Origin of the sequence: Virgisporangium ochraceum (genome assembly GCF_016863655.1) — a bacterium.
Classification (GTDB): domain Bacteria; phylum Actinomycetota; class Actinomycetes; order Mycobacteriales; family Micromonosporaceae; genus Virgisporangium; species Virgisporangium ochraceum.
In genome coordinates, this window is record NZ_BOPH01000015.1 from 57,366 (window position 1) to 81,882 (window position 24,517).

Consider the following 24,517-nt stretch of genomic DNA (forward strand, 5'->3'; position numbering starts at 1 on the left):
GGCGTCGAGCTTAGAGCGTGTTGACCCACGTCGGATTCGCCGCCACCCAGTCGTCCAACGTGTCGTTCACCAGGGCCTCGAACATGCTGGTCGCCGGCTCCAACGGGTAGATGTAGGCGATGCCGCCGACCATCACGGGCTCGGAGGGCACATCGAGACCGATGATGTCGGCCGGCCGGATGTCACGCAGGCCGAACATCAGCGTCTCGAGCGACGTGCCGCCGGTGTCGACGGTGAGCGTGCCCGCGACCGCCCGGATCAGCCGGTCGAGCTGCAGCGGGTTGCTGGTAAGGCCCTCCGCGCGCGCCTTGCGCAGCAGCGCCTGGAGGAACTGCTGCTGGTGACGCATGCGGCCGTAGTCACCGTCGGGGAGGCTGTAGCGCTGACGCACGTAGTCGAGCGCCTGCCAGTGGTTGAACTCCCGGCACCCCGGCTCGTACACGATCGGCTCGCCGCCCTCGCGCGGGTTCACCAGCTCGCCGTTGGGCAGGCGGGCCAGGTGGGCGCTCACGACGCGCTGCTCGACGCACATCTCGACCCCGCCGAGCTCCTTCACGACGTCCTGGAACCCCTGGAAGTCGACGATCGCCGCACCGTCGAAGCGGATGCCGATGAGGTCTGCGATCGTGGCCGACAGAAGCTGGACGCCGCCGGCACCGTAGCCGCCGTGCTCGTAGGCACCGTTGATCTTCTCGTAGCTGCCGGCGAACTCGGTGTCGGGGAACTCGGGGATGTGCACCCGCAGGTCACGCGGGATCGAGATCAGGTAGACGCGGTCGAGCGTGGCCGGCACGTGCGCCACGATCATCGTGTCGGTGCGCTGGGTGGTGTCGTCGCCGGGACGCAGGTCGGAGCCCAGGAGCAGGTAGTTGAGCGGGCCGACGATCCGGGTGGTGTTGTTGCGCTGCGGCACGTCGGCGCGCGCGCCCTCGGCGATCAGGGTGTCGCGCTTCACGCTGTTGTCGTAGCGGTTGGCGAGCACCTTGCCGGCGCCGATGAGGCTGCCCGAGGCGAGAACCAGGACGATCCCAAAGAAGATCATCAGTCTCGCCCACAGCGGGTCTTTGACCTTCGTGGATTTCTTCTCCGGCGTCTTCCCGGGCGGGCCGACGCTCACACCCCGACCCGGATGCCGTTTCGGGCGCACGGCGACCACGCGAGGCCGGTGGGCCCTACCCACCCTCGCCAACGACTGAACTGACCTGGACGTAGCCGCCTCCCCCTGCCGGGACAATTACTACCCCGGCGCACGGCCCATCGAACAGGTCAGCCGCCTTGATTGATGAAATCGGGATTTGCGAGCACGAAGTCACCCACCGTGTCGTCGGCCATCGCCTTGAACATATCGAGGGTCTTCTGGTTCAACTGCTCGCACTCTTCGCCGTTGCAGCGGACCGAGTTGAACTGGCCGCCGTTGGCCTTGAGCAGCACCACGTCGCTGTCGGCGAGGTCCTTCACGGTGAACAGCCAGTTGTCGACGCTCGCACCGCGCAGGTCGACGGTGAGCGTCTTGCCACCGGCCTTGATGATGTCGAGCGTCTTCTTCGGGTTGCTGCCGAGGCCCTGCTCCTTGGCCTTCTTCGCCAGCGCCTTGAAGAACTGCTGCTGGTGCCGGGCGCGGCCGTAGTCGCCGTCTTCGAGGCTCTTGCGCTGGCGCACGTAGTCGAGCGCGTGGGCGCCGTCGAACGTGCGGCACTCGCCGGGCTGGTAGACCTGCGGCTTGCCGCCGTCGTTCGGGTGCTTGAACTTGCCGGTCTTCGGGTCGGTGCCGAAGTGCTCGGAGACCACCGGCTTCTTGGTGTCGACGCACATGTCGACGCCGCCCAGCGCGTTGACCACACCGACGAAGCCGTGGAAGTCGACGATGCCGCCGGCGTTGAACCGCAGCCCGGTGAGGCGCTGCAGGGTGAGCGCGAGCAGTTCGAAGCCGCCCTCGCGACCGCCGCCGTTGGCCCAGCCGTGCGCGAACGCGCTGTTGACCTTCTCCTTGCTGCCCCGGAAGTTGGTCTTCGGGTACGCCGGGATCTCCACGAACGAGTCACGCGGGATCGAGAACAGGTACGCGCCCTTGCGGTCTTCGGGGATGTGCAGGATCAGGATCGAGTCGGCCCGCACCAGGTCTTCACCGGTGGGCCGCTCGTCGATGCCGACCATGAGGATGTTCAGCGCGCCCTTGAGCGCCTTGGCACCGGTGGGCGCGCCGGCGTTGCCGAGCAGCGGCGCCTTCTCGACCCCACTGGTGGCCTGGTAGAGCAGGTACTTGCCGCCGACGATCGCGCCGCCGCTGAACAGCATGAGCAGCGCACCCATGATGATCATCATGCGGGCCCACAGCGGGTCGCGCCGCTTCCGGGGCGCCGGAGCGCCCGATCCCGGTGGCCGCCGGCCGCCGCCGTTCGTCGGCGGACGCCCGCTGGTCGGCGGGCGTCCGTTGCCGGCGGGCGGACGCCCGTTGCCGGTGGGACGCGAGTTGCCGACGCTGGCGCTGGCCCGGGCCGGTGGAGCGGGCCGGGCCACCCGGCCGCCGGTGGTCTCGAACTCGATGCCGAACTCGTCTTCGGCGTAGATGTCGCCGGTGCGGCCGGATCGACCGCCGTACACCGAGCCGGGCGCGGACCCGACCGCGGCGGCATTCGGCCCGTAGGCCTGTCGCCGGGTCTGAGACTGGGTCATCGCAGCTCTCCTGCTCGTAGGGACGGTTCGTTAATGCTCGTTCTGACGTACTTTCGCGCTCTTTTGAACAGCCGGGTCTTTCACGGATCAAGTCCGCGACACGTGCACGCGCCGCGGACCTGAACGCGAGGTTACCTTGGAACCGCCGGGCTAGGGCAGTCCCTCTTTCCATACGCAACCGACCCGCACTTGGTTTGGTTGCGATTCGCCCTACTTTGTGTAGCCGCCCTACTTCGTCGAGGAACTAGACGAAGGGGCCGCGTTGGCCGCGTACCAGTCAGCCGCCTTGTCGTTCTTGATCGCCTCGTAGAGTGACTTGCCCTTCTCGGTGTCGGGCATGATCACGTCTTCCCCATTGACCCTCTTGTTTCCCAGGTGCGGTGCGACCGAAAACACGAGGTCGTCGCTGCGGATGCCGCGGAAGGTCAGCGCCATGTCGAGGATCGACAGGTCCTGGTCGACGGTCACCGCCTGGGCGGTGGCCCGCAGGAACGAGTTCAGCTTCGCCGGGTTGCTGACGGTGCCGGTGCTCACCGCCTTGTCCATGACGGCCTTCATGAACTGCTGCTGGTGCCGCATGCGGGCGAAGTCGCCGTCGGGGAACTGGTAGCGCTGGCGCACCCAGTCGAGCGCCGCGGCGCCGTCGAGCTGCATGTTGCCCTTGGTGAACTGGCGGTACGGCGGGTGGATCGACTTCGCGTCCTGCTCGATGTACATCTCGATGCCACCGAGGGCGTCGACGACCTGCTTGAAGCCGCCGAAGTCGATCAGCACGACGTGGTCCATCCGCAGTCCCGTGAAACCCTCGACGGCCTGGACCGTCAACGGAAGCCCGCCCCAGGCGAACGCCGCGTTGATCTTGGCCTTGGTGTCGCCGAGCGACTTGTCGGTGGGGCTTTCCGGGATGTAGACGTACAGGTCACGCGGGATCGAGATGAAGTAGACCTTCTCGTGGTTCGCCGGGATGTGCGCGATGAGCATCGTGTCGGTGCGCCACTCGCCGGCCTTCTGCTTGTTGTCCGGGTCACGCGAGTCGCTGCCCAGCATCAGGATGTTGAGCGCGCCCTCGACCGCCTTCGCCGGACGGTCGCCGCGGATGCCGGCGAACGGGTCGGTGCGGTCGACGTCGTTGCTGACCGACCGGTAGTAGAGGTAGCCACCGCCGACCCCGACCAGGCTCAACACCAGCAGGAACACGCCGAGCACGAGGAAGATCCGCCCCCAGCGCGGGCGGCGCCCACCGGGACGCGACCCGACCGGCCGGCGCGGACCGCCGGGACCCGACGGCCCACCGGGCAGCCCCGCGCTGGCGCGGCCGACCGGGGCCGAGCCGACCGCGGCCGAACCACGTGCGGCCGAACCACGTGCGGCTGAGCCACGTGCGGACGCCGTGCCGCGCGGAGGGGGGACGCTGGCTGAGCCGATGGTGGCCCGCCCGACGGGGCGGACAGCAGGGGAACCGGACATGATTCAACAGTAGGGAGGGGTTCCGCAAACGGCCCGTCGAGCGGGACGGGCCGGCACGAACCCGGGAGACCCCTACTGGCTACCTCGTACGGAAGTACTCGATCGTGCGGCGGAGGCCGTCTTCGGCGCTGACCAGCGGCTCGTACCCGAGCAACGTGCGGGCCAGGGTCAGGTCCGGACGGCGCTTCTCCGGGTCGTCGGCGCCACGCTGTTGCGTGAACGTGACCTCGGAGCCGCTGCCCGTGAGCCGGACGATCGTCTCGGCGAGCTCACGCATCGTCATCTCGTACTCGGTGCCGCAGTTGATCGGGCCGACCTCCTGCGAGTCGAGCAGCAGGAGGACACCGCGCACCAGGTCGCCGACGTAGGTGATCGAGCGGGTCTGCGCCCCGGTGCCGTGCACGGTGATCGGCTCGCCGCGCAGCGCCTGGTTGACGAAGTTCGGGATGGCGCGGCCGTCGTCGGGCCGCATGCGCTCGCCGTACGTGTTGAAGATCCGCACGATCGCGACGTCGGCGCCCCGGTAGCGGTGGTAGGCCATCACGGCCGCCTCGCTGAACCGCTTGGCCTCGTCGTACACGCTGCGGAAGCCGGTGGAGCTGACGTTGCCGCGGTAGCTCTCCGGCTGCGGGTGCACCAGCGGGTCGCCGTACGCCTCCGACGTGGAGGCCATCAGGAACCGGGCGCCGTCGGCCACCGCGCGGTCGAGCAGGTGCATGGTGGCGACCGAACCGGTGCGCATGATCTCCATCGCCAGCCGCGCGAAGTCGACCGGGCTGGCCGGCGAGGCGAAGTGCAGGATGGCATCGAAGCGCTCGGCCAACGCATCGTGAGCGGGCAGTGGCTCGCTGACGTCGGCTTCGACGAGCGTGAACCGGTCGTTGTCGCTCAAATGGGCGACGTTGTCCTTGCTGCCGGTGAGAAAGTTATCGACGGCCACCACCGTCGCACCGCGCTCTAGCAGGGCGTCTACCAGGTGTGAGCCGACGAACCCGGCACCTCCCGTGACCAGGACCCGATGTCCTGCTCCATACCGCGGCGCGATCGTCATGGTCGATACCCTACCGGCCGGTCCGGCGAACGCTTGACCCCGGCCGGGGTGCAAAAGGGCCCACGCCCGCACAGGCGGACGTGGGCCCGTTGAGGTACCCCGGCGACTAGTGGGCGCCTGCCCCGGTCAGCGCGCGGACCTCGAGCTCCGCGTACTTCTCCTCCTGGTCTGGCTCCTTCGACAACAGCGTGCCGATGTAGCCGCACAGGAAGCCGACCGGAATCGAGATCAGGCCGGGGTTCGACAGCGGGAACCAGTGCCAGTCGTGGTCGGGGAACATCGCGGTGGGTGATCCCGACACGACGGGCGAGAAGAACACCAGCACGACAGCCGTGATCAACCCGCCGTAGATCGCGGCGACCGCGCCCGTCGTCGTGAAGCGCTTCCAGAACAGCGAGTAGAGGATCGCCGGCAGGTTGGCCGACGCCGCCACCGCGAACGCCAGCGCCACCAGGAACGCCACGTTCAGGCTCTGCGCGAAGATCGCCAGCACGATCGAGACAGCACCGATCCCGAACGCCGAGAACCGGGCGACCACGACCTCCTGCCGCTCCGACGCCTGTCCCCGCTTGATCACGTTGGCGTAGAAGTCGTGCGCGAGCGACGACGACGACGCGAGCGTCAGACCGGCGACCACGGCGAGGATCGTGGCGAACGCCACCGCCGCGATCACGGCGAGCAGGACCGCGCCACCGACCTCACCGCCGAGATACCGCTCGCCCAGCCGTTCGGCGAGCAGCGGAGCGGCGATGTTGCCGGCCTTGTCCTGCTCGGTGATCGCCTTGCCACCCACGAGCGCGGCCGCGCCGAAGCCCAGCGCGAGCGTCATCAGGTAGAAGGTGCCGATGATCCCGATCGCCCACAGCACGCTCTTCCGGGCCGCGTTGCTGTTCGGGACCGTGTAGAAGCGGATGAGGATGTGCGGCAGGCCGGCCGTGCCGAGCACCAGCGCGATGCCGAGCGACAACAGGTCCATCTTGCTGTAGAAGGTCTTCGTCGCATCGGCCGACTCGACGCCGTACCGCAGACCGGGTTCCAGGAACGCCGCGCCCTTGCCGGACTGTTCCGCGGCGTCGCCGAGCAGGCCCGACAGGTTGAACTTGAACGCCGCGAGCACCATGAGCGTCATCACGGCCGCGCCCGTCATCAGCAGGAACGCCTTGACGATCTGCACGTACGTGGTGCCCTTCATGCCGCCGATCGTCACGTAGATGATCATCAGGGCACCGACCAGGATGATCGTGGCGATCTTGGCGGTGTCGGCGTCCATGCCCAGGAACGTCTGGCCGGGCTTGATGCCCAGCAGCAGTGCCACCAGGGCACCCGCGCCCACCATCTGGGCCAGCAGGTAGAAGATCGACACGGTGATCGTCGAGACGGCCGCCGCCGTACGGACCGGCCGCTGCCGCATCCGGAACGCGAGCACGTCGGCCATCGTGTACTTGCCCGAGTTCCGCATCAGCTCCGCGACCAGCAGCAACGCGACCAGCCAGGCGACCAGGAACCCGATGGAATACAGGAACCCGTCGTAGCCGGACAGCGCGATGATGCCGGCGATGCCGAGGAACGACGCCGCCGACATGTAGTCGCCGCCGATCGCCATCCCGTTCTGGAAGCCGGAGAACGACCGGCCACCGGCGTAGAAGTCGACGGCACTCTTCGTCTGTCGGCTGGCCCAGATCGTGATCCCGAGCGTGATCACGACGAAGACCACGAACAGGACAATCGTGATGTTCCGAGCGGTCACGCGGCACCGTCCTCGACTCGACGCTTGAGACGCTCGGCCGGCGGGTCGAGCTTTCGGCTGGCGTACCGGGCGTACAGCCACGCGATCAGGAAGGTCGACACGAACTGGAGCAGACCGAAGATGAGGGCGACGTTGATGTTGCCGATCACCTTGGTGCCCATGAAGTCCCGCGCGTAGGCGGACAGCAGCACGTACAGCGCGTACCACAGGAAGAAGGCGGCGGTCATCGGGAAGACGAAGCTGCGTAATGCCTTACGCAGCGCTCCGAACTCCTCGCTGTTGGCCACCTCGACATACTTTGATCTGTCGGTTACGTCAGGGGAATCGATACTCATCACACCACCTGCGATCGTGGGGGACTTGCGGTGGGCGTGCCGACGACGGGCCGGACGGTGACGGGAGGCCGGCGTCGACCGCTCCCAGACCGTATGAACGACCCGTGAGACCCGTGAAGATCTGTTGATCTCCCTGGTCAGCCGGTGCGCCCAGCGGTGGCAGGTGTGCGCTGAGTGGCGACGGTCACACCGCTCACCGCAGCCCGTAGCGCCACGAGCACCCAGGCGCCGCCGACGAGCATCCCGATGCCCTGGACATTGAGCAGCGTCACCGGTCCGAACCGGTCGCCGAGCACGGCCGCGGTCGCCGTCCCGCACAGCGCGACCAGCGCCATCACGGTGAGCGCGGCGCCGAACACCCGCCCCCGCACGCGGTCGTCGACCGCCCTCTGCAAGGTGGTCATCATGCCGGCGCTGGAGAGCGCAGAGGGCACCCCGACCGCGGCCATGAGCACGAGCGCCGGCCAGATCCCGTCGTACCAGCGGGGGTAGTTGAAGATCGCCAGGTCGCCGACGCCCAGCGCGATGGTGCCGACACCGATCAGGAGCCGGGGTGGCAACCGGTCGGCGAACAGGCCACCGACCAGGCCACCGACGATCCCGCCGACCGCCTGTGCGGCGACGAGCCAACCCAACTCGCGGGCGCCGCCGTCGAGCGTCCGCTCCACGAACACGGCGATCATCGCGCCCATGACACCCTCGCCGAAGGACACGATCGCGAGGAACACGAAGAGGACCCGCAACGCCGGGTTGGCGGACACCGCGGCGAGCCCGGTCCGCAGGTCGAGCCAGAACCGGGCGAGGGCGCCGGCGGCCTCGGTCGCGCCGGTCACCGTGACGGCCGCGCGGTGCCGGACCAGCGCGATCAGCCCCGCCGCGACCAGGAACGTCGCGGCGTCCAGCGCCGCGACGGCGGCGAGACCGGCGGACGCGGCCAGCACCCCACCCACGGCGGGCCCGACCAGCCGGGCGAGGTTGTTGTTCAGCACGTTCAGCGCGTTCGCGCGGGCGGTCTCGTCGGCTCCGACCAGCGTCGGCAGCAGCGCGTTCTCGGCGGTCGCCACCACCTGGGCCACGCACCCGCCGGCGAACGTGGTGGCGACCACGATCCACAGGTCACCGGCCCGGTCGACGGTCACCAGCGGCAGCGTGAGCAGCACCTGCACGAGGCTGGCGCCGATGAGCGCGCGCCGCCGGTCCCATCGATCCACCAGCACCCCGGCGACGGGCGCCGCCACGACGCGCGGCAGCAGCACGGCGGCGAAGGAGGCGGCGGTGGCCGCGCTCGAACCGGTGAGGGTCAGCACCGTGATCGGCACCGCGACCGACAGCATCCAGTTGCCGGTGAGCGAGATCAGGCCCGCGGTCCACAGCAGGGCGAAGTCACGATGCCTAAATGGGGTCGCCATGACGCCATAGTGGCGTCATATTCGACGTCAGTCAACCGAGCGGTATCGACCGCGGTAGTGGACCAGCGGCTCCACCTCGGCCACCTCGACCTCGGCCAGTACGCCCTCGACCAGCACCGCCCACCCGGCCGGGCGGGTGCCGACCAGGCGGCAGCCGGCCCACGGTCGTTCGTGCTCGGGCCGGGGCCCGTATGGGGTCTCGCGCCACCCGCCGCCCGCGAACAGGCCGCCGGGTGCCGGCATGAGCCCGGCGAACCGGTCGGCCAGTTGGCGGTCGCCGCTCGCCAGCTGGACCACCCCGAAGACCTCGTGCTCCACCAGCGCCTCGAACAGGTCGCTCTCGGGGTCGAGCAGCCCGAACACGTGGGCCGGGTCGCCGTCGGCGATCAGCGTCGAGGAGACGGTCAGGCCGGCCGGGCCGGGCGCGGTCCACAGCGTGACCGCCGAGGGCAGCCGGCCCCGCAGGCGGCGCACGGGCGACCGCTCCCCCTCGGGCGTGGCGAACGGATCGGTGTAATGGACGCTCACCCGCCCATCCTCGCGCGGATCGGCCGGCGCGGAGCGCGGGGTCGTCCGGCGCGGAGCGCGGGGTCGTCCGGCGCGGAGCGCGGGGTCGTCCGGCGCGGAGCGCGGGTCAGAGGCGCAGCGAGTCGGGGGCGTGCAGGCGGAGCATGATCGCGCCCACCCCGTCGGGGACGCGGTGCCTGGTCGCCAGCGATACCAGGATCATCACGGTGAACGAGAGCGGCACCGTCCACGCGGCGGGCTGCGCCACCAGTGGCTCGGCCCAGTCGGGGGCGGGTATGCCCACCACGGTCCACAACACGGCGCCCACCGCGGCGCCGCCGCCGGCGATGATGCCCGCCGCGGCGCCCGGCGCGGTCAGGCGGCGCCACCAGATCCCCAGCACCAGCAGCGGGCAGAAGCTCGACGCGGCCACCGCGAACGCCAGCCCCACCACCGTCGACACGTCCAGGCCGGGGATGCGCAGCGCCAGCACCGACGGCACGACCCCGGCCACGATCGCGGCCAGCCGGAAGTCGCGGACCGAGCCGCGGCCCAGCACGTCGGTCGACAGCACGCCGGCAACCGAGGTCAGCAGGCCGCTCGACGTCGACAGGAATGCGGCGAACGCACCCGCCGCCACCAGGGCGCCGAGCAGCTCGCCGACGGTACCCGGGCCGAGCGCGGCCTCGGGCAGCACCAGCACCACGGTGTCGGTGCGTCCGGACTCGACCAGCTCCGGCGTGTAGACCCGGCCGAGTGCTCCGTACAGCGCGGGGAACAGGTAGAACAGGCCCACCAGTCCCAGCACCACCAGCGTCGTGCGGCGGGCGGCGGCGCCGTCGGAGTTCGTGTAGAAGCGCACGAGGACGTGGGGCAGCCCCATCGTTCCGAGGAACGTCGCGAGGATCAGCGAGTAGGTGCCGAACATTCCGTCGGCGTCGGGCAGGAGCCAGTCGGGGTCGAAGGACACCGGCGGCTGGCCGTCTCCGCGCCACTGGCCGAAGAGGAACATCGCCGGCAGGGCCAGCGCGGTGAGCTTCAGCCAGTACTGGAAGGCCTGCACGAACGTGATCGCCCGCATGCCGCCCAGGGCGACGTGACCGGTGACGACGCCGCCGACCAGCAGCACGCCGACCCAGTACGGCGCGCCGGCGATGGTGAACAACGTGAGGCCGGCGCCCTGGAGCTGGGGCACCAGGTACAGCCAGCCGATGAACAGCACGAACACCGTGGCAAGCTTGCGCAGCCGGCGGGAGCCGAGCCGCACCTCGCAGAAGTCGGGCAGTGTGAAGGCGCCGGACCGGCGCAGCGGCGCGGCGACGAACAGCAGCAGCGCCAGGTACCCGGCGGCGAAGCCGACGGGGTACCAGAGCACGTCGACGCCGTCCTTGAGCACCAGGCCGGCGACGCCGAGAAAGCTCGCCGCGCTGAGGTACTCCCCCGAGATCGCGGCGGCGTTCCAGCGGGGGCTCACGGCCCGTGAGGCCACTAGGAAGTCCGACGTGGTGCGCGCCAGCCGCAGCCCGTAGGCGCCGATCGCCACCGTGGCGAGCGTGACCAGCACGACCGCCGGGAGGGCGTAGTGGTTCACGTGCGGTCGACCAGGTCGGCGAACTCGCGTTCGGTGCGCTCGGAGAGCCAGACGTACGCGGCGCCCACCACGAACAGGAACGGATAGGCCACCAGCCCCAGAAGCAGCCACGGCAACGGGACCCCGAACAGCCGCGCTCCGGCGACCGCCGGCGCCACGGCGAACAGCAGCGGCAACCCACCCAGCCCGATGGCCACCACGACGGCCAGCCGCAACGCGAGCCCGAGCTGTGCCCGCATCAACCCGGTGACCAGGGCCTCGCCCACCCCGCTCTGCTCGGCGAGCTCGGCGCGCACCTGTCCACCACGGCGGGCCCGGGCGGCGTCTGCGAGCACGACGCGAACCCGTTCGGGTGGCGGCGGATCGGACGTGGGCGGCGTGGACGAAGGGGCCGGATCGGCGGCGGCCATGCGACGCATCCTCGCCCACGCCGCCGCCAACGACAACCGGTAGTGCGTGAGGCGGGCCGCGACGGCTGTCGCGCGCAGGCGGCCCGACGTGCTCAGTGATAGTTCGAGCAGACCGCGCGGGGGTTCAGCGGGAGGGCGAGCGCGGCGCGCCGGCTCCGGTTGTACTCGGACCAGGTGTCGCCGTCGGCCCGCAGTTGGCGGACGATCTCCCGGAGCGCGCAGGTGCGCATCGGCTCGGGCAGCCGGTCGATCGCGGGCGCGGCGTCGGGCGACAGCGTTTCCAGGTAGGTGGCGTCGATCTTGCCGGTCGCCTGGAAACGGTCGATGTTGCGGTCGGCGATCATCCGGTCGGGGTTCAGCACCGAGAGGACGAGCAGCAGCGCGACCCCGGTACCGAACGCCGTTGCCTGCAGCCAGCCGCCCTTGCGACGACCGAGCGGCCGCAGCCGCACGCCGTTGGCGAGCACGAGCAGGAAGATCAGCCCGAACCACACCTCGCACGCCGCGACGAGCAGCCGCAACCGGGTGAGGCCGTAGGCGTCTTCGTACGCGGCCATCCGCGCCAGCGCCGAGGCGACCACCACCAGCGCCAGCCCGGCCAGCAGGCCCAGGCCGGTCCGCATCGCCGCGCGGTCGCCGCCGTCGCACCGGGGTGCCTTGCGGGCCGCGACCGCCAGGACGCCGAGCGTCAGCACCGTGACGACCGTGAGCTGCCAGAACCCGCCGCGGGCGTACTCGGCGTAGGTGAGGCCGGCGGTCTCCCGCACGTACTCGTCGCCGCCGAACCAGTTGCGGAACTGCACGGCGACGAACGCCGCGAACAGCAGGTCGAGCAGCACGATCGGCACGAGCCACTCGAGGCGGCGCACCGGCGTTCCGCCGCCTTCCGCCACGCGGTCGAACGTCGGCGGACGCGTGGCCAGGTAGACCGCGCCGATCGCGCCCCAGCCGAAGATCACCACCCGGGCGACCGCGCCGAGGAACCCGGCGCCCTCGACGCTGGGCATCACCTGCCCCAGGATCCGGGCGAACGACGGGTCGGCGCTGGCGAACAGCGCACCGAACACGACCAGCAGCGCGATACCCACCCCGACCGCGGCGAGCAGGCGCACCGGTCGGCCGCCCTCGTTGCGCTTGCGTAACCGGTCGACCCCCTCCAGCCACCAGAACAGTGAGCGCATCGTCGCGAACGGCACGGCCGCCGCTCCCGCGAACAGGCCGCGCGTGGTGCGGCCGCCGCCGAGCGCGAGGCCGCCACAGGCAAGAGCCACCGGGACGCACAGAGCGAACAACCAGCCGGCGGACCGGATCGTGCCGACCCCCAGGAGCGCCAGTGCTGCCAGTCCCCAGACGATGCGGCGCCGTGACAGTCGGACCCCTTCGGCCCGGAGCACGAACGTGGTGCCGGCCGCGGCGACCAGGCCCAGCAGCAGCCACCCGAGTCCGGGCCGGCTGACGGTGAGGGCGGCACCGGCGGTCACCGCGACCGCCACGGCGGCGACGATCGCCGCTCCGCTGGCCGGGGTGTCGGGCCTCGGCCAGTACCGGCTGAAGAACGTGGGACGCGGCACGAGGACGGTGCCGTGCATAGGCGTAACCGGATACGGCGCGGTCCCGGGGCGCGCGGGCGCCGCCCGCGGGGGCGGCGGCTGGGATGGGACCGGCGGCAAGCCGGCCCCCTGCGGTCGCGCCGGCCGTGTCTGGGTCTGCCGTGTCTGGGTCTGCCCTGGCCGGGCCTGCCCTGGCTGGGTTTGCCCTGGCTGGGTTTGCCCTGGCTGGACCGGCCGGTTCGGGGGCAGTGGGTTTCCTGGAATGGGCTGGCGGGGCGTGGGGGGCGGTGCCGCAGGTGGGGGTGCCGGTGTCTCGGCCTGTGCCGACCGCGGTGGCGGTGGCTGTTCCGGCCCAGGCTGGGCGTCCGGAGACGTCCATGGACGGCTGGGCGTCCGGCGGGTCTGGCGGCGGACGACGGTTCGTCGACCGACCCGCCGTACGGGGCCCGCCGGAACGTGCGTCTCATCGCCTTTGCCTGTGATCTTTTCAAGATCAACTTTGGGGTCCACGACGCCACTCCTTTGACGGCCCGCCGGTTCAGCTTTCGGCGGCGGGCAGGGTTACGCGGATTCGGCACCCGACGGACGAGTCGAGTACCGCGATCGTTCCTCCGTGCAGTTCCACCACCCACTGCGCGATGGCGAGGCCGAGGCCGGTGCCGCCGCCGGACGGGCGGCCGCCGCGGGTGAAGCGCTCGAAGACCCGCTCGCGGTCGGCCGGCGCGATGCCCGGCCCCCGGTCGCGGACCTCGATGGCGCAGCCGCCCGGCCCGACCTCGGCGTCGACCGTGACCGGGCTGTTGGGTGGGCTGTGCCGTACGGCGTTGTCGAGCAGGTTGACCAGCACCTGGTGCAGCCGGCCGCGGTCGGCGTAGACGACCGCGCCGGCCGGCACCGAGCTTTCGAGCCGCACGTCGCGGCCGGCCGCGACCGCCGACACGTGCACCTCGGCCATGACCTCGTCGACGAGGTCGTTCAGGGCCACCGGCGCGCGGTGCAGCGGCAGCACGCCGGCGTCGATGCGTGACAGGTCGAGCAGTTCGGTGACCAGCCGGCCGAGCCGCTCGGTCTGGCCGAGGGCGGTCTTCAGCGTGTCGGGGTCGGCGACGCCGTCGATGATGTTCTCCAGTACCGCCTGCAACGCGGTGATCGGCGTGCGCAGCTCGTGCGACACGTTGGCGATCAGCTCGCGGCGCTGCCGGTCGGCCGCCTCGAGGTCCTCGGCCATCGAGTTGAACGCGACGGCCAGCTGTCCCACCTCGTCGCGCGACGTGGCGCGCACCCGGCGGCTGTAGTCGCCCTTGGCCATGGCGCGGGCGTTGGCGGTCATCTCCCGCAGCGGCGACGTCATGCCGTGCGCGACGATCTGTGACGTCGCGAGCGCGACCAGGAAGCCGGTGAGCGCCGTGCGCCAGGGAAAGTAGTAGTTGGTGCCGTAGACGAAAACGGCGAAACCGGCGCCTCCCGAGGCGAACAGCAGGACACCGAGCTTCAGCTTGATCGACCGGATCGAGTCGAGGGGGCGGGGCAGGGCGTCCCAGAACGACTGCGCCGGCCGTCCGGCGACCCGTCGGGGGCCGGTCACGGCTGCGCCTCCAGCGCGTAGCCCACTCCGTGCACGGTGCGGATGAGGTCGGAGCCGAGCTTGCGGCGCAGCGCCTTGATGTGACTGTCGACGGTGCGGGTGCCCGACGCGTCGGCCCAGCCCCAGATCTCGGCGAGCAGCCGTTCGCGGGGCAGCACCGCCCGTGGCCGCCGGGCAAGGTGTACGAGGAGGTCGAACTCGGTCGGGGTGAGGTGGGCCTCGACCCCGGCCCGGCGCACCCTGCGCTCGGCCCGGTTGATCTCCAGGTCGCCCACGAGGATGGGCGGTGGCGCGTCGGCGGTGGCGAGCGTGGCCTTCTCCATGCGCCGGAGCACCGCGTGCACCCTGGCGGTGAGCTCGCGCAGCGAGAACGGCTTGGTGAGGTAGTCGTCGGCGCCGACGGCGAGTCCCACGAGCAGGTCGGTCTCGTCGTCCCGGGCGGTCAGCATGATCACCGGCACGGGCCGTTCCGCCTGGATGCGCCGGCACACTTCGAGCCCGTCGAAGCCGGGCAGCATGATGTCGAGAATGATCAGGTCGGGACGCGTGCTGCGCGCCGTCTGCACGGCCGAAGGCCCATCGTGCACGACCTCGACCGCGAACCCCTCGGCCCGGAGGCGGGCGGCCACGGCTTCGGCGATGGTGCGCTCGTCTTCGACCACGAGTACCCGACGCCTGTCATCCATGGTGAGCACCTTATTGATTCGACGTGAGCCGACGTTGCGCAACTTGTGAAGGTTTGGTGGATCCAGCTTGCCCTGCCCGGTAAAGGGCTGGGGATGGCGTGGGGGTTGCGCCAATCTTGCGCCAGCTTTCGGGGCCTGCTGTTCGGCGCCCCCTCGCGCCCCCGCCTCGATCTTGGACGCTCGTTCATCGGATTCGATGCACAAGTGTCCAAGATCGCGGCGGTGCGGCGGCGGGGGGCGGTGGTGGAGTGGCCGGGGACCGGGCGGACCTGGCGGGAGTGGGGAGGGGTTCAGCGCCAGTTCTGTTTGGCGGCGCGTACCAGGCGGTCCTTGAGTTCCCTCGTGTGGCGGCGGCTCACCGGGAGCTCCCGGCCGTCGATGCTGACCACGTAGCCGCCGTTCGAGAGGCGCAACTCGGTGATCAGGCCGAGTTGCACCAGGTAGGAGCGGTGGATTCGCACGAAACCGGCGTCGGCCCAGCGTTCGGCCAGAGTGGCCAGCGCTACGCGGACCAGGTGGGAACCGTCGGCGGTGTGGAGGCGGGCGTAGTCGCCCTGGGCTTCGACCCAGCGGACGGAGCTTCGCGGGAGCAGGCGCGTGGTGCCGGCCAGCTCGACCGGGATGGTGGGATCGTCTTCGCGTTCGCGGTTGGCCTGGACCGACGGGTGTTGAGGCACCAGACGGGCAGCCAGCACCCGGCGGAGGGACTCGGCGATCCGGTCGGTCTGTACGGGTTTGCGTACGTAGTCGGTGACGCCCAGGTCGAATGCCTCGGCGGCCCGGTCGTCGTAGGCGGTGACGAAGACGACCGCCGGCGGCTTGGCGAAGCGGCCCAGGACGCGGGCCAGCTCCATTCCGTCGAGGCCGGGCATGCGGATGTCGAGGTAGACCACGTCGATGTCGGTGTCACGGAGGACGCGTAGGGCCTCGGTGGCGTCGTTGGCCGTGTACACGCGGGCCACCCGGCGGTCAGCGCGCAGGAGGTAGGCGAGCTCGTCGAGCGCGGGCGGCTCGTCGTCGACCGCGAGGATCCGCAGGAAGGCGCTCATGCGATCGCTCCGCTCCGCTCCGCGATGCTTTCGCGGGCGCTGAGTCGATGATTCGCTCGCTGACGCTCCCTCATCCGGGCCATCCGAACATGAACATGATTAGACCCTTAGGCGGCACGGGCACGCACCGCCGGGTGGAACTTCGGGATCCGCACGCTGACCTTCGTACCCGCGCCGGGCGCCGTCTCCACGACGAGACCGAACGCGTCGCCGAACACCGACCGGAGTCGATCGTCGACGTTCGACAGGCCGACGTGCTGACCGGCGTCGGTGGCGTCTTCACCGTCACGACCGTGCAGAACCACCGGATCCATGCCGACCCCGTCGTCTTCGACCGTGATGTGGCACTCGGCACCGGCGTCACGCGCCTCGATGCTCAGCGTTCCCACCCCCGGTTTGCGCGACAGCCCGTGCCGGACGGCGTTCTCGACCAACGGCTGCAGGCACAGGAACGGCAGGCCCACCGGCAGGACCTCGGGGGCGATCTGCAGCCGCACCTGGAGCCGCTCGCCGAACCGGGCCCGCTCGATGGTGAGATACCTGTCTATCGAACGCAACTCCTCCGCCAGCGTGGTGAAGTCGCCGTGAGCGCGGAACGAGTACCGGGTGAACTCCGCGAACTCGAGGATCAGCTCCCGCGCGAGCTCGGGGTCCGTACGCACGAAGCTCGCGATCGCGGTGAGGGCGTTGTAAATGAAATGGGGACTGATCTGAGCGCGCAACGCGCGCAGCTCCGCACGCGCCAGCCGCGACCGGGACGTGTCGAGGGCCGCGTGGGCGAGCTGTGCCGAGACCCAGGCAGCCGTCTCCATGGTGGCCTGCACCAGACCCGGCGCCACCGGACCGGCGGACAACGCCACCAGCGCACCCGGCCGGGGCGCCTCCGCCGCCTCCGGCGGCTCGAGCGGCACCACGACCGCACCGCGCACCTCGCAGTCGATGCGGTCGCAGGCGAGGTCGGGATGGCCCAGCACGGTCGACCGGCCCGAGGCCACGACCTTGGCGGCGGCGGCCGCCACCTGCTCCTTGTGGTGCTCGCCGACGCCGTCGTAGGCGAGCAGACGGCGACCGTCGCCGATCGCGAGACCCACCGCGCCGGTGAGCGTGCGCAGGTGACGCACCGCCTTCGCGGCGGCCGCGTCGGTGAGACCGGCACGCAGCGGCTCCGCCGCGAGACCCGCGATGTGCAGGACCTCGTAGGTGGCCCGCTGCGCCGCGGTGGCGATCCCCCGACGGCTGCGCATCCGCACCACCGCGTAGACCGCGCCGATCAGCGCGGCCAGCAGTGCGATCACGGCGAGGGTGGCGGTCACGGCCCCGATACTGCCGCTACCACGCGATCACCGGAAGAGGAGCGGCCTTTCCAGGATCGGCGGTCCCGGGATCAGTAGGCGCCCTTGCTCCGCAGCACCACGCCGATCGTGCGCCAGAGGATGTGCAGGTCGAGCACCAGCGACCAGTTGTCGACGTAGTACAGGTCGAGCCGCACGGCGTCGTCCCACGACAGGTCGGAGCGGCCACTCACCTGCCACAGGCCGGTGATACCCGGACGCACCAGGAGGCGGCGGCGCACGTCACCGAGGAAGTCGCCGTCGTCGGCGGGCAGCGGACGCGGCCCGACCAGCGACATCTCACCCATCAGCACGTTGATCAGCTGCGGAAGCTCGTCCATCGACGACGCCCGCAGGAAGCGGCCGGCCGGGAACACCCGCGGGTCGTTCGTCTTGATCTTGAACAGCAGACCGTCGCTCTCGTTGAGATCCTTCATCTCGGCGAGACGGTCCTCGGCGTCGGTGTACATGGTGCGGAACTTCCACACCCGGAACGTCTGGCCCTCACGCCCGGTGCGGGCCTGCCGGAAGAAGATCGGACCCTTGTCGGAGAGCCGGATCGCGATCGCGATCGCCACGAACACCGGAGTGAGCACGATCAGTCCGAGGAGCGCGATCAGCCGGTCGAGGAAGTTCTTCGTCAGCCAGCCGATGCCCGAGATCTTCGGCTCTTCCACGTACAGGAGCGGAAGACCTTCGACGGGACGGATGTGCACGCGCGGACCGGCGATGTCGGTGAGCTGGGGTGCCACGACGAGGTCGACGCCGGTGCCCTCGAGCTGCCAGGCGAGCCGGCGAAGCTCGCCGGGTTCCGAACCGGTGGCTCCTCCGCAGACCGCGATCGTGTCGGCGCTGTACTCGGCGACCAGCGACGCGACGTCACGACCGGCGTAGACCGGCACCGGCGTCGGCCGTCCGTTCCCGGTGGTGTAGCCCTCGGTGAGCGCTATCGCGACCGGCAGCAGACCCGCGGCCGGGTTCCGGGTGATCGCGTTGTAGACCTCGAGCGCCTCCGGCAGCGTGCCGACGAGCACCATGCGGTGCGTGGCGATTCCGGCGCGGTGACGCAGCAGGTGCAGCACCGAGCGGGCCAGGAAACGCAGCAGCAGGATGCAGGTCAGCCCGCCGAGCAGGGCGACGCCGACCGACATCCGGGAGAGGTCGCGCTGGTTCGCGAACGCGAGGAACGCGACCACGGCCACGATGGTCCACGACCCGCGGACCACCCGCTTGAACTCGTCGGTGCCGACACCGAGGTAGCGGCGGTCGTACGCGCCGTGCCCCCAGAGCACGATCACCCACCCCACCGGCAGCAGCACCAGCGTGAGCAGGTCGAGGAACTCCGGGCTGATCAGGTCGGAGCCGGCCTTGTTCGGGAACAGATTCACCGAGATCAGGTTGGCGACCATGGATCCGACGAAGTCGAGGAAGACCAGGGCGACCAGGTAGACCCGGTGCCAGGTGGACGCGGGCCGGACGCGCCCCCAGCCCGACCTCGGCACGCCACTGGTCTGCAGCGGCCGGTCGGGGATGATCTCGAAACTGTCAAGCGAGGGTTGCATGGCGGCATTTCGTCGCTGTGACGCACTCGGACGGTGGAGGCTGGTCGTCACGAACTTGCGTCCTCCCCGTATTCCCGCATAGCGGCCGGTGGCCACAAGGTCCAACCCGAGGTCCAACCCGGCTTCCAATACGCCACTGCGGCGGCATTGCGTTCACGGCGCCCTCTGTACGAAAACAAAGTCGAGTGTGCCATGTCTCGCACGCACTCCGGTGACGACTGGCCGACCCTAATCGGCCGGCACTGTGCGTGTCGAGTCCCGGATGTCCGTCCCAGTTTCGTCACTGTCAGTGACAGGAAGCGTGGTCCAGACCAGCAAACCCACCCCCACCAGCAACGAAAGCAACACCACACTCGCATTCACCGGCGGCGACCAGCCTCCACCGAACGGAGAAAAACTCGTTTCGATGTTCACCCGGTATCGCGACAGCACCCGCACGAGCGCGTACAGATGCACCGGCGCGGTCGCCGCGACGAGTATCACGGGCAACCAGCGGGGCAGCCACCGCGGCAACCGCGACGGCAACCGTGTGGCAAAGGGCTGCCCGTCGAGGACGAACGCGGCGATCAGCACCGCGCCCACGAGGATCGGCAACGCGTACCGTCCGTGCGAGAACCAGTTCGCCTTCGGCACGAAGTAGAACTCCAGCGCCACCAGCATCCCGAAGCCGGCCGCGACCAGGCCGACGATGACCGACCGCGCCCGCCACGTCGCGAACCACAGCGCCGGCACGACGATCACCGCCACCAGCCCGTACCAGTACAGGATCGCCAGCGGTGAGATCGTGGTCTCTCCGTAGCCGAACTGGCCGACGATCTGCTTGATGTAGAACTCGAACCGGTGCGCGAACAGCCCGCGGACGATCCCACCGACGCCCAGGTCGGACGCGGAGCCCGGACCCGCACCCACCGGCGAGCGGGCGGCCAGGACCCACGCGCCGAAGACCACGAGACCGGCCAGCACTCCCCCGCCGAGCCAGCCCCGCAGGTCCCGTCGCAATGCCCACACCCCGACGAACAGCGCCACCGCCGCAAGATCTATCACTATGAGTACAGGACCGATGTGGCGCACAGTGATGAGCGCGAATGCGGCCACCCCCGCCCAGACGAGCGCCGTTCTGTGCGCTTCCCGACACAGCAGGCTCGTGAACAGCAGCACCGCCGCGCAGATCTCCATGCCGTTCGGGTTGAGCGAGCCGGCGAGGTTCACCACCATCGGCGTCGCGACGAGCACCACCGCCGCCGCCAGCAGGCGACGTCCGGCGAGCACGGCCAACCACACCGACGCCCCCAGCATCAACGCGCACAGCAACGCGGAGAGCAACCGGCTCATCACGATCCCGGTGAGATCGGGCGATAGCTTCAACGGCAGCCCGACGGCGAGGTAGTAGACCGGGTTGTACCGGGCCACGTACGTCTCGACGGACACCTCGGCCGGCGAGGAAGGACGCGCCACCAGGCACGTCGCCGGCTTCGGGTCGTCGCTCTCGCGCATGCACTCCGGATCGGACGGCAGCAGCGTCGCCGGGATCTTGTAGCTCTGCCGGTTCGGGCCGTGCGGCCGCCACTGGCCGTCGACCGCCGCGTACGCCCGCACGATGTGCTGGCTCTCGTCGTAGGTGCCGTTCGCCGGCAGGGCGCCGGCCCAGGCGCCGGCAAGCAGGAGGAAACCGGCAAACGCCAGCAGGAAGATGCGCCGCACGGGCGCTGAGGTTACTTGACCAGACGCGAAAGGCGTCGATCGGCGAGCGGTTTGCCGTTGGTCTGGCAGGTCGGGCAGTACTGGAGGCTGGAGTCGTAGAACGACACCTCGCGCACCGTGTCGCCGCAGACCGGGCACGGCAGGCCCGTGCGGGCGTGCACGGCCAGCCCCGACCGCTTCTCGCCCTTGAGCTTGGCCGCCTGCTGCCCGACCGACCGGGTCACCGCGTCGGTGAGCACCTTCTGGGTCGCCTCGTACAGCCGCGCCATCGCCTCGTCGGGGAGCTTGTTCGTGAGCGCGAACGGCGACAGCTTCGCCGCGTGCAGGATCTCGTCGGAGTACGCGTTGCCCACGCCGCTGATGATCGACTGTTCGGTGAGCACGCCCTTCACCTGCCCGTTCTTGCTGCGCAACGCGGCGGCGAACTCCTCCGGGGAGGCTTTCAACGCGTCGGGACCCAGTTTCGCCACGCCCGGTACCAGACGCGGGTCGGTCACCAGGTAGACCGCCAGCTTCTTCTGCGTACCGGCCTCGGTAAGGTCGAACCCGGAGCCGTCGTCGAGGCGCACCCGCAGCGCGATCGGCCCCTTGCCGGGTTTGAGCGGGGTCGTGCCCAGGGAGTCCCGGTAATGCAGCCACCCTGCCCGAGCCAGATGGATCACCAGGTGCAGATCGCCTTCTGTTTCGATGTCGAGGAACTTCCCTTGCCGGCCCGCACCGGTGATCTTCTTTCCGTGCAGCGCGGTGACGGGGGGGTCGTAGGTCTTCAGCGCGCTGATCGCCGACACATCGACGCGGTCGATGGTGTGGCCGGCGGCGCGTTCCCGGATGAAGTCGGCCAGGGCCTCGACCTCGGGCAGCTCAGGCATGGTTCCATCTTGCCGCCGATCGCCGGCAAGGCGCCATGAACGCCGGGAAGGTGCCATGAAGGTCGTCATCGCGCACAACCGCTACGCCAGCGGCGCGCCGTCGGGCGAGAACGTCATCGTCGACGCCGAGATCGAGCAACTGCGGGCCGAAGGGCTCACCGTGCTGCCGTTCATCCGTGCCTCGGACGACATCGCGACGCTGCCGGCGGTGCAGAAAGCCCTGCTCCCCGCGTCACCTCTGTACAACCGCTGGACGGCGCGCGACCTCGCGACGCTCATCGACCACGAACGGCCCGACGTTCTCCACCTGCACAACCCGTATCCGCTGCTGTCACCCTGGGTGGTGCGGGTGGCGCAGAAGCGCGGAGTGCCGGTGGTGCAGACCGTGCACAACTACCGCCAGGTGTGCGCACCGGGCACGTACTTCCGCGACGGCGGGCTCTGCACCGAGTGCCGGGGGCGGCGGTTCGGCTGGCCGGCGGTTCGGCACGCCTGTTATCGCGGGTCCCGGCCGCAGAGCGCGATCATGGCCGCGACGCTCGCGGCCCACCGGGGGACCTGGCGGGGCGTCGACCGGTACGTCGCGCTGACGTCGGCCATCGCCGACCACCTGCGCGACTTCGGGGTGCCCTCCGAGCGGATCGTGGTGAAGCCGAACTCGCTGGCCGACCCGGGGCCGGTTTCGCCGCTGGGCTCGGGCTTCCTGTACGCGGCCCGGCTGGTCGAGGAGAAGGGCGTCAAGCTGCTGCTGGACGCGTGGTCGCCGTCGTTCGGCACGCTCCGCGTCGCGGGGGACGGGCCGCTGCGGGGCCTCATCGAGGGACGCTCCGACGTCGAGTACCTCGGGCCGCTGGACCGGTCCGGGATGCGTGCCGCGTTCGACGCCTCGGCGGCCGTGATCGTGGCCTCCCTGTGGGCCGACGTCCTCCCGACGATCGCGATCGAGGCCCTTGCCGCGGGACGCCCGGTGCTCGGCACCTCGATGGGCGGCATCCCCTGGGTGGTGGGCGACGCCGGCTGGATCGTGCCGCCCGCCGACTTCGCGAAGGGCCTGTCGGCCGCCGCCACCGACCTCGCCGACCCGGCCACGGCCGCGGCGGTGAGCACCCGGGCGAGGGCGCGGTACGAGTCGACCTTCACGCCGGCGGTGGGTACGAAGGCGCTGGTCGCCCTGTACGCCGACCTGGCGGGCCGCCGCTGACGCCCCTCTCCCGCGCCACCGCTCCCCCGCACCCTCTCCCGCACCACCGTCTCCGCGCCACCGTCTCCGCGCCACCGTCTCCGCGCCACCGTCTCCGCGCCACCGTCTCCGCGCCACCGCCCCCACTCCCGCGCCGATCTTGCACTTGTGGCCCCCGACAAAGCGCTAAAAAGTGCGACAAAGGGGCGGCCACAACTGCAAGATCGGCGCGGGCGGGGCGTCAGGCCGGGGCGTGCTGACCGGCGCGTGGAGGGCGTCGGGCCGGGGCGTGCTGGCGGCGCGGATGGACGTCGGGCGGGGGGAGCTGGCCGGCGCAGGCGGGCGCGGGTGTGCTAGTCGGCGCGGGTGGTGGCCGGTGCGGGCGGGCGTTACGCGGGTGTGTGTTGGCGGGCGGGGGGCCTCGGCAGGCGGCGTTTCGGGCGGCGGACCGGGCGGGGGGCGCGGCGGCCGGCCGGGTCGCGGCGCAGGGCGCGGCGGTAGAGGAGCAGGGCCGTCGCGAAGCCGACCAACGTACCCGCCACCAGGCCCCAGGCCGCCGTGAGCAGTTCACCGGTCGCGGCGCCGATCGCCAGTCCGGCCACGCTCGCCACCGCGAACACCACGTACTGCAGGAACTGCAGCGGGCCGCGGTGCATGCCACGCAGCGCCGCCAGCACCGGCGCCTGCAGCAGATAGATCGCCGCCTGCAGCAGCACCGGCCAGGCCAACGGAGCGGCGTCCTCGTACTTCGGGACCAGCGGGAAGACCACCTGGGCCAGCAGTCCGCCCACCAGCACCAGCGCGACGGCGAGCACGAGGAGCGGTGTCATGATCTTCCGGAGCTGGACGTTGACCTGCTCCTTCGCCATCACCGCGGCCCTGCTCAACCGGGGCACCAGCAGGCTCGTGACCGCCTGGTTGAAGTTCTGCACCGGCTGCAGCACCGTGACCTGCACCAGCCGGAACAGCGCCACCGCACCCGTCGACAGGCCCACACCGATCAGGAACGTCACCAGCAGCGTGTGCACCTGACCGACCACGGCCGTCGCCGTGAACCAGCCGGCCAGGCGCCGGGTCTGCGCCGGCCAGCGCCTCGGGTCACCCCGCCAGGGCAGCGGACCGCCGCGCAGGACATAGCCCGTGTAGCCGGCCAGCGCGCCCAGTCCCCAGCACAGGACCAGCCCTCCGGCGGTCACATGGTGGGTGACCGCGAGCGTGACCACCGCCGCGGCCTGCACCACGACGAGCCCGATGTCGTTGAGCAGCGCCTGCTGCTGGCGGGCCTGCGCGAGCAGCGAGAACCGCGCCGTGTCCTGCAGCATCACCACCGGGATCACCAGCGCGATCCAGCCCAGGTCGCGCAGGTCGGCGCTCGCCAGGAGGCGCACCACCACCAGCACGAGCGCGGTCAGCAGCCCGGTGACCAGCGCCGCGGCCAGCCCGTCGCGGATCAGCCGGGCCCGGTCGGCCGGCTCGAACCGGGCCGCCAGGGCCAGCAGCACCTCGCCCACGAACGCCCGGTTGAGCGACACCGCCGCGTAGCCGACGGCCAGCGCGAGCACGAGCACGCCGGCCCGGCCCGTGTCGGGCAGCAGGAGCAGCGCCACCAGGCTGTTGCCGGCGTTCGCGAGCGCCACCACGACCTGGTCGGCAAGGCCGGCTCCGACCAGCCGGGCTCCGCGGCGGCGCAGCAATTTCACCGCCGCAACCTATCCCGAGGTAGCACGATGGGGGTCGGCGGACCGGCGTAGCCCGTGCCCGGCCGCCGACAACCCCCGTTACTCCTGGTGCGTGTGTGACGGAGGAGGTGGTTG

Annotated in this window: 20 protein-coding genes; 1 reads left to right on the forward strand and 19 read right to left on the reverse strand. The window is 70.7% G+C overall.

Annotation, left to right across the window (positions count from 1 at the left end; all coding sequences use genetic code 11):
- Window positions 1-10: 10 nt before the first annotated feature.
- From Voc01_RS05055 to Voc01_RS05140, 18 genes are all read right to left on the reverse strand, one after another.
- Window positions 11-1,042 (reverse strand): LCP family protein, encoded by a 1,032-nt coding sequence (locus Voc01_RS05055; RefSeq protein WP_203926071.1) that lies wholly within the window; start codon window positions 1,040-1,042, stop codon window positions 11-13.
- 224 nt (window positions 1,043-1,266) lie between these two features.
- On the reverse strand, window positions 1,267-2,673 hold the full coding sequence (locus tag Voc01_RS05060) for an LCP family protein (RefSeq protein ID WP_203926072.1): 1,407 nt from the start codon (window positions 2,671-2,673) through the stop codon (window positions 1,267-1,269).
- 228 nt (window positions 2,674-2,901) lie between these two features.
- The gene (locus Voc01_RS05065; protein ID WP_203926073.1) at window positions 2,902-4,140 is read right to left on the reverse strand and encodes an LCP family protein; all 1,239 of its coding nucleotides are present in this window, start codon (window positions 4,138-4,140) and stop codon (window positions 2,902-2,904) included.
- 79 nt (window positions 4,141-4,219) lie between these two features.
- Window positions 4,220-5,191 carry an NAD-dependent epimerase/dehydratase family protein gene (locus Voc01_RS05070; protein ID WP_203926074.1) on the reverse strand — a complete coding sequence of 324 codons (972 nt, stop codon included), beginning with the start codon at window positions 5,189-5,191 and terminating at the stop codon, window positions 4,220-4,222.
- Window positions 5,192-5,297: 106 nt separating this feature from the next.
- A complete protein-coding gene (locus Voc01_RS05075; protein ID WP_203926075.1) occupies window positions 5,298-6,938 on the reverse strand; it encodes a monocarboxylic acid transporter in 1,641 nt (546 codons plus the stop codon).
- On the reverse strand, window positions 6,935-7,273 hold the full coding sequence (locus tag Voc01_RS05080; protein ID WP_203926076.1) for a DUF485 domain-containing protein: 339 nt from the start codon (window positions 7,271-7,273) through the stop codon (window positions 6,935-6,937). The genes Voc01_RS05075 and Voc01_RS05080 overlap by 4 nt, the downstream gene beginning before the upstream one ends.
- Before the next feature lie 137 nt (window positions 7,274-7,410).
- On the reverse strand, window positions 7,411-8,682 hold the full coding sequence (locus Voc01_RS05085; RefSeq protein WP_203926077.1) for an MFS transporter: 1,272 nt from the start codon (window positions 8,680-8,682) through the stop codon (window positions 7,411-7,413).
- 27 nt (window positions 8,683-8,709) lie between these two features.
- Window positions 8,710-9,210 carry a flavin reductase family protein gene (locus tag Voc01_RS05090; protein WP_203926078.1) on the reverse strand — a complete coding sequence of 167 codons (501 nt, stop codon included), beginning with the start codon at window positions 9,208-9,210 and terminating at the stop codon, window positions 8,710-8,712.
- A 106-nt stretch (window positions 9,211-9,316) separates the two neighbouring features.
- Window positions 9,317-10,780, reverse strand: coding sequence for a sodium/solute symporter (locus Voc01_RS05095; protein ID WP_203926079.1), 1,464 nt, complete (start codon window positions 10,778-10,780; stop codon window positions 9,317-9,319).
- Window positions 10,777-11,190: a DUF485 domain-containing protein gene (locus Voc01_RS05100; RefSeq protein WP_203926080.1), complete on the reverse strand. Its 414-nt coding sequence runs from the start codon at window positions 11,188-11,190 to the stop codon at window positions 10,777-10,779. The genes Voc01_RS05095 and Voc01_RS05100 overlap by 4 nt, the downstream gene beginning before the upstream one ends.
- A gap of 92 nt (window positions 11,191-11,282) precedes the next feature.
- Window positions 11,283-12,779 (reverse strand): DUF4153 domain-containing protein, encoded by a 1,497-nt coding sequence (locus Voc01_RS05105; protein WP_203926081.1) that lies wholly within the window; start codon window positions 12,777-12,779, stop codon window positions 11,283-11,285.
- 499 nt (window positions 12,780-13,278) lie between these two features.
- Entirely contained in the window at window positions 13,279-14,325 is a 1,047-nt protein-coding gene (locus Voc01_RS05110; protein WP_239159961.1) for a HAMP domain-containing sensor histidine kinase, read from the reverse strand.
- Window positions 14,322-15,011 (reverse strand): response regulator, encoded by a 690-nt coding sequence (locus Voc01_RS05115; RefSeq protein WP_203926082.1) that lies wholly within the window; start codon window positions 15,009-15,011, stop codon window positions 14,322-14,324. Before Voc01_RS05115 ends, Voc01_RS05110 begins: the two co-directional genes overlap by 4 nt.
- Before the next feature lie 290 nt (window positions 15,012-15,301).
- Window positions 15,302-16,060 (reverse strand): LytR/AlgR family response regulator transcription factor, encoded by a 759-nt coding sequence (locus Voc01_RS05120; RefSeq protein ID WP_203926083.1) that lies wholly within the window; start codon window positions 16,058-16,060, stop codon window positions 15,302-15,304.
- A gap of 107 nt (window positions 16,061-16,167) precedes the next feature.
- Window positions 16,168-17,382, reverse strand: a complete 1,215-nt coding sequence (locus tag Voc01_RS05125; RefSeq protein ID WP_239159965.1) for a sensor histidine kinase — start codon at window positions 17,380-17,382, stop codon at window positions 16,168-16,170.
- Between the two features lie 62 nt (window positions 17,383-17,444).
- Window positions 17,445-18,953 (reverse strand): sugar transferase, encoded by a 1,509-nt coding sequence (locus Voc01_RS05130; RefSeq protein WP_203926084.1) that lies wholly within the window; start codon window positions 18,951-18,953, stop codon window positions 17,445-17,447.
- A gap of 228 nt (window positions 18,954-19,181) precedes the next feature.
- Window positions 19,182-20,654 (reverse strand): DUF2142 domain-containing protein, encoded by a 1,473-nt coding sequence (locus Voc01_RS05135; protein ID WP_203926085.1) that lies wholly within the window; start codon window positions 20,652-20,654, stop codon window positions 19,182-19,184.
- Window positions 20,655-20,665: 11 nt separating this feature from the next.
- Complete coding sequence (locus Voc01_RS05140) at window positions 20,666-21,523, reverse strand: Fpg/Nei family DNA glycosylase (protein ID WP_203926086.1); 858 nt, start codon at window positions 21,521-21,523, stop codon at window positions 20,666-20,668.
- A 55-nt stretch (window positions 21,524-21,578) separates the two neighbouring features.
- Between Voc01_RS05140 and Voc01_RS05145 the strand changes: the two genes are divergently transcribed.
- The gene (locus Voc01_RS05145; RefSeq protein WP_203926087.1) at window positions 21,579-22,724 is read left to right on the forward strand and encodes a glycosyltransferase family 4 protein; all 1,146 of its coding nucleotides are present in this window, start codon (window positions 21,579-21,581) and stop codon (window positions 22,722-22,724) included.
- A gap of 368 nt (window positions 22,725-23,092) precedes the next feature.
- Here the strand turns inward: Voc01_RS05145 and Voc01_RS05150 are convergent, their stop codons facing one another.
- Window positions 23,093-24,403: an MATE family efflux transporter gene (locus tag Voc01_RS05150; RefSeq protein ID WP_203926088.1), complete on the reverse strand. Its 1,311-nt coding sequence runs from the start codon at window positions 24,401-24,403 to the stop codon at window positions 23,093-23,095.
- Window positions 24,404-24,517 lie beyond the last annotated feature (114 nt).

Bases quoted from the DNA above. Each gene is read 5' to 3' on its own strand.
- Voc01_RS05055 (WP_203926071.1), bottom strand. From the start codon at position 1,042: ATGATCTTCTTTGGGATCGTCCTGGTTCTCGCCTCGGGCAGCCTCATC.
- Voc01_RS05060 (WP_203926072.1), bottom strand. From the start codon at position 2,673: ATGACCCAGTCTCAGACCCGGCGACAGGCCTACGGGCCGAATGCCGCC.
- Voc01_RS05065 (WP_203926073.1), bottom strand. From the start codon at position 4,140: ATGTCCGGTTCCCCTGCTGTCCGCCCCGTCGGGCGGGCCACCATCGGC.
- Voc01_RS05070 (WP_203926074.1), bottom strand. From the start codon at position 5,191: ATGACGATCGCGCCGCGGTATGGAGCAGGACATCGGGTCCTGGTCACG.
- Voc01_RS05080 (WP_203926076.1), bottom strand. From the start codon at position 7,273: ATGAGTATCGATTCCCCTGACGTAACCGACAGATCAAAGTATGTCGAG.
- Voc01_RS05085 (WP_203926077.1), bottom strand. From the start codon at position 8,682: ATGGCGACCCCATTTAGGCATCGTGACTTCGCCCTGCTGTGGACCGCG.
- Voc01_RS05100 (WP_203926080.1), bottom strand. From the start codon at position 11,190: ATGGCCGCCGCCGATCCGGCCCCTTCGTCCACGCCGCCCACGTCCGAT.
- Voc01_RS05105 (WP_203926081.1), bottom strand. From the start codon at position 12,779: ATGCACGGCACCGTCCTCGTGCCGCGTCCCACGTTCTTCAGCCGGTAC.
- Voc01_RS05115 (WP_203926082.1), bottom strand. From the start codon at position 15,011: ATGGATGACAGGCGTCGGGTACTCGTGGTCGAAGACGAGCGCACCATC.
- Voc01_RS05120 (WP_203926083.1), bottom strand. From the start codon at position 16,060: ATGAGCGCCTTCCTGCGGATCCTCGCGGTCGACGACGAGCCGCCCGCG.
- Voc01_RS05130 (WP_203926084.1), bottom strand. From the start codon at position 18,953: ATGCAACCCTCGCTTGACAGTTTCGAGATCATCCCCGACCGGCCGCTG.
- Voc01_RS05140 (WP_203926086.1), bottom strand. From the start codon at position 21,523: ATGCCTGAGCTGCCCGAGGTCGAGGCCCTGGCCGACTTCATCCGGGAA.
- Voc01_RS05145 (WP_203926087.1), top strand. From the start codon at position 21,579: ATGAAGGTCGTCATCGCGCACAACCGCTACGCCAGCGGCGCGCCGTCG.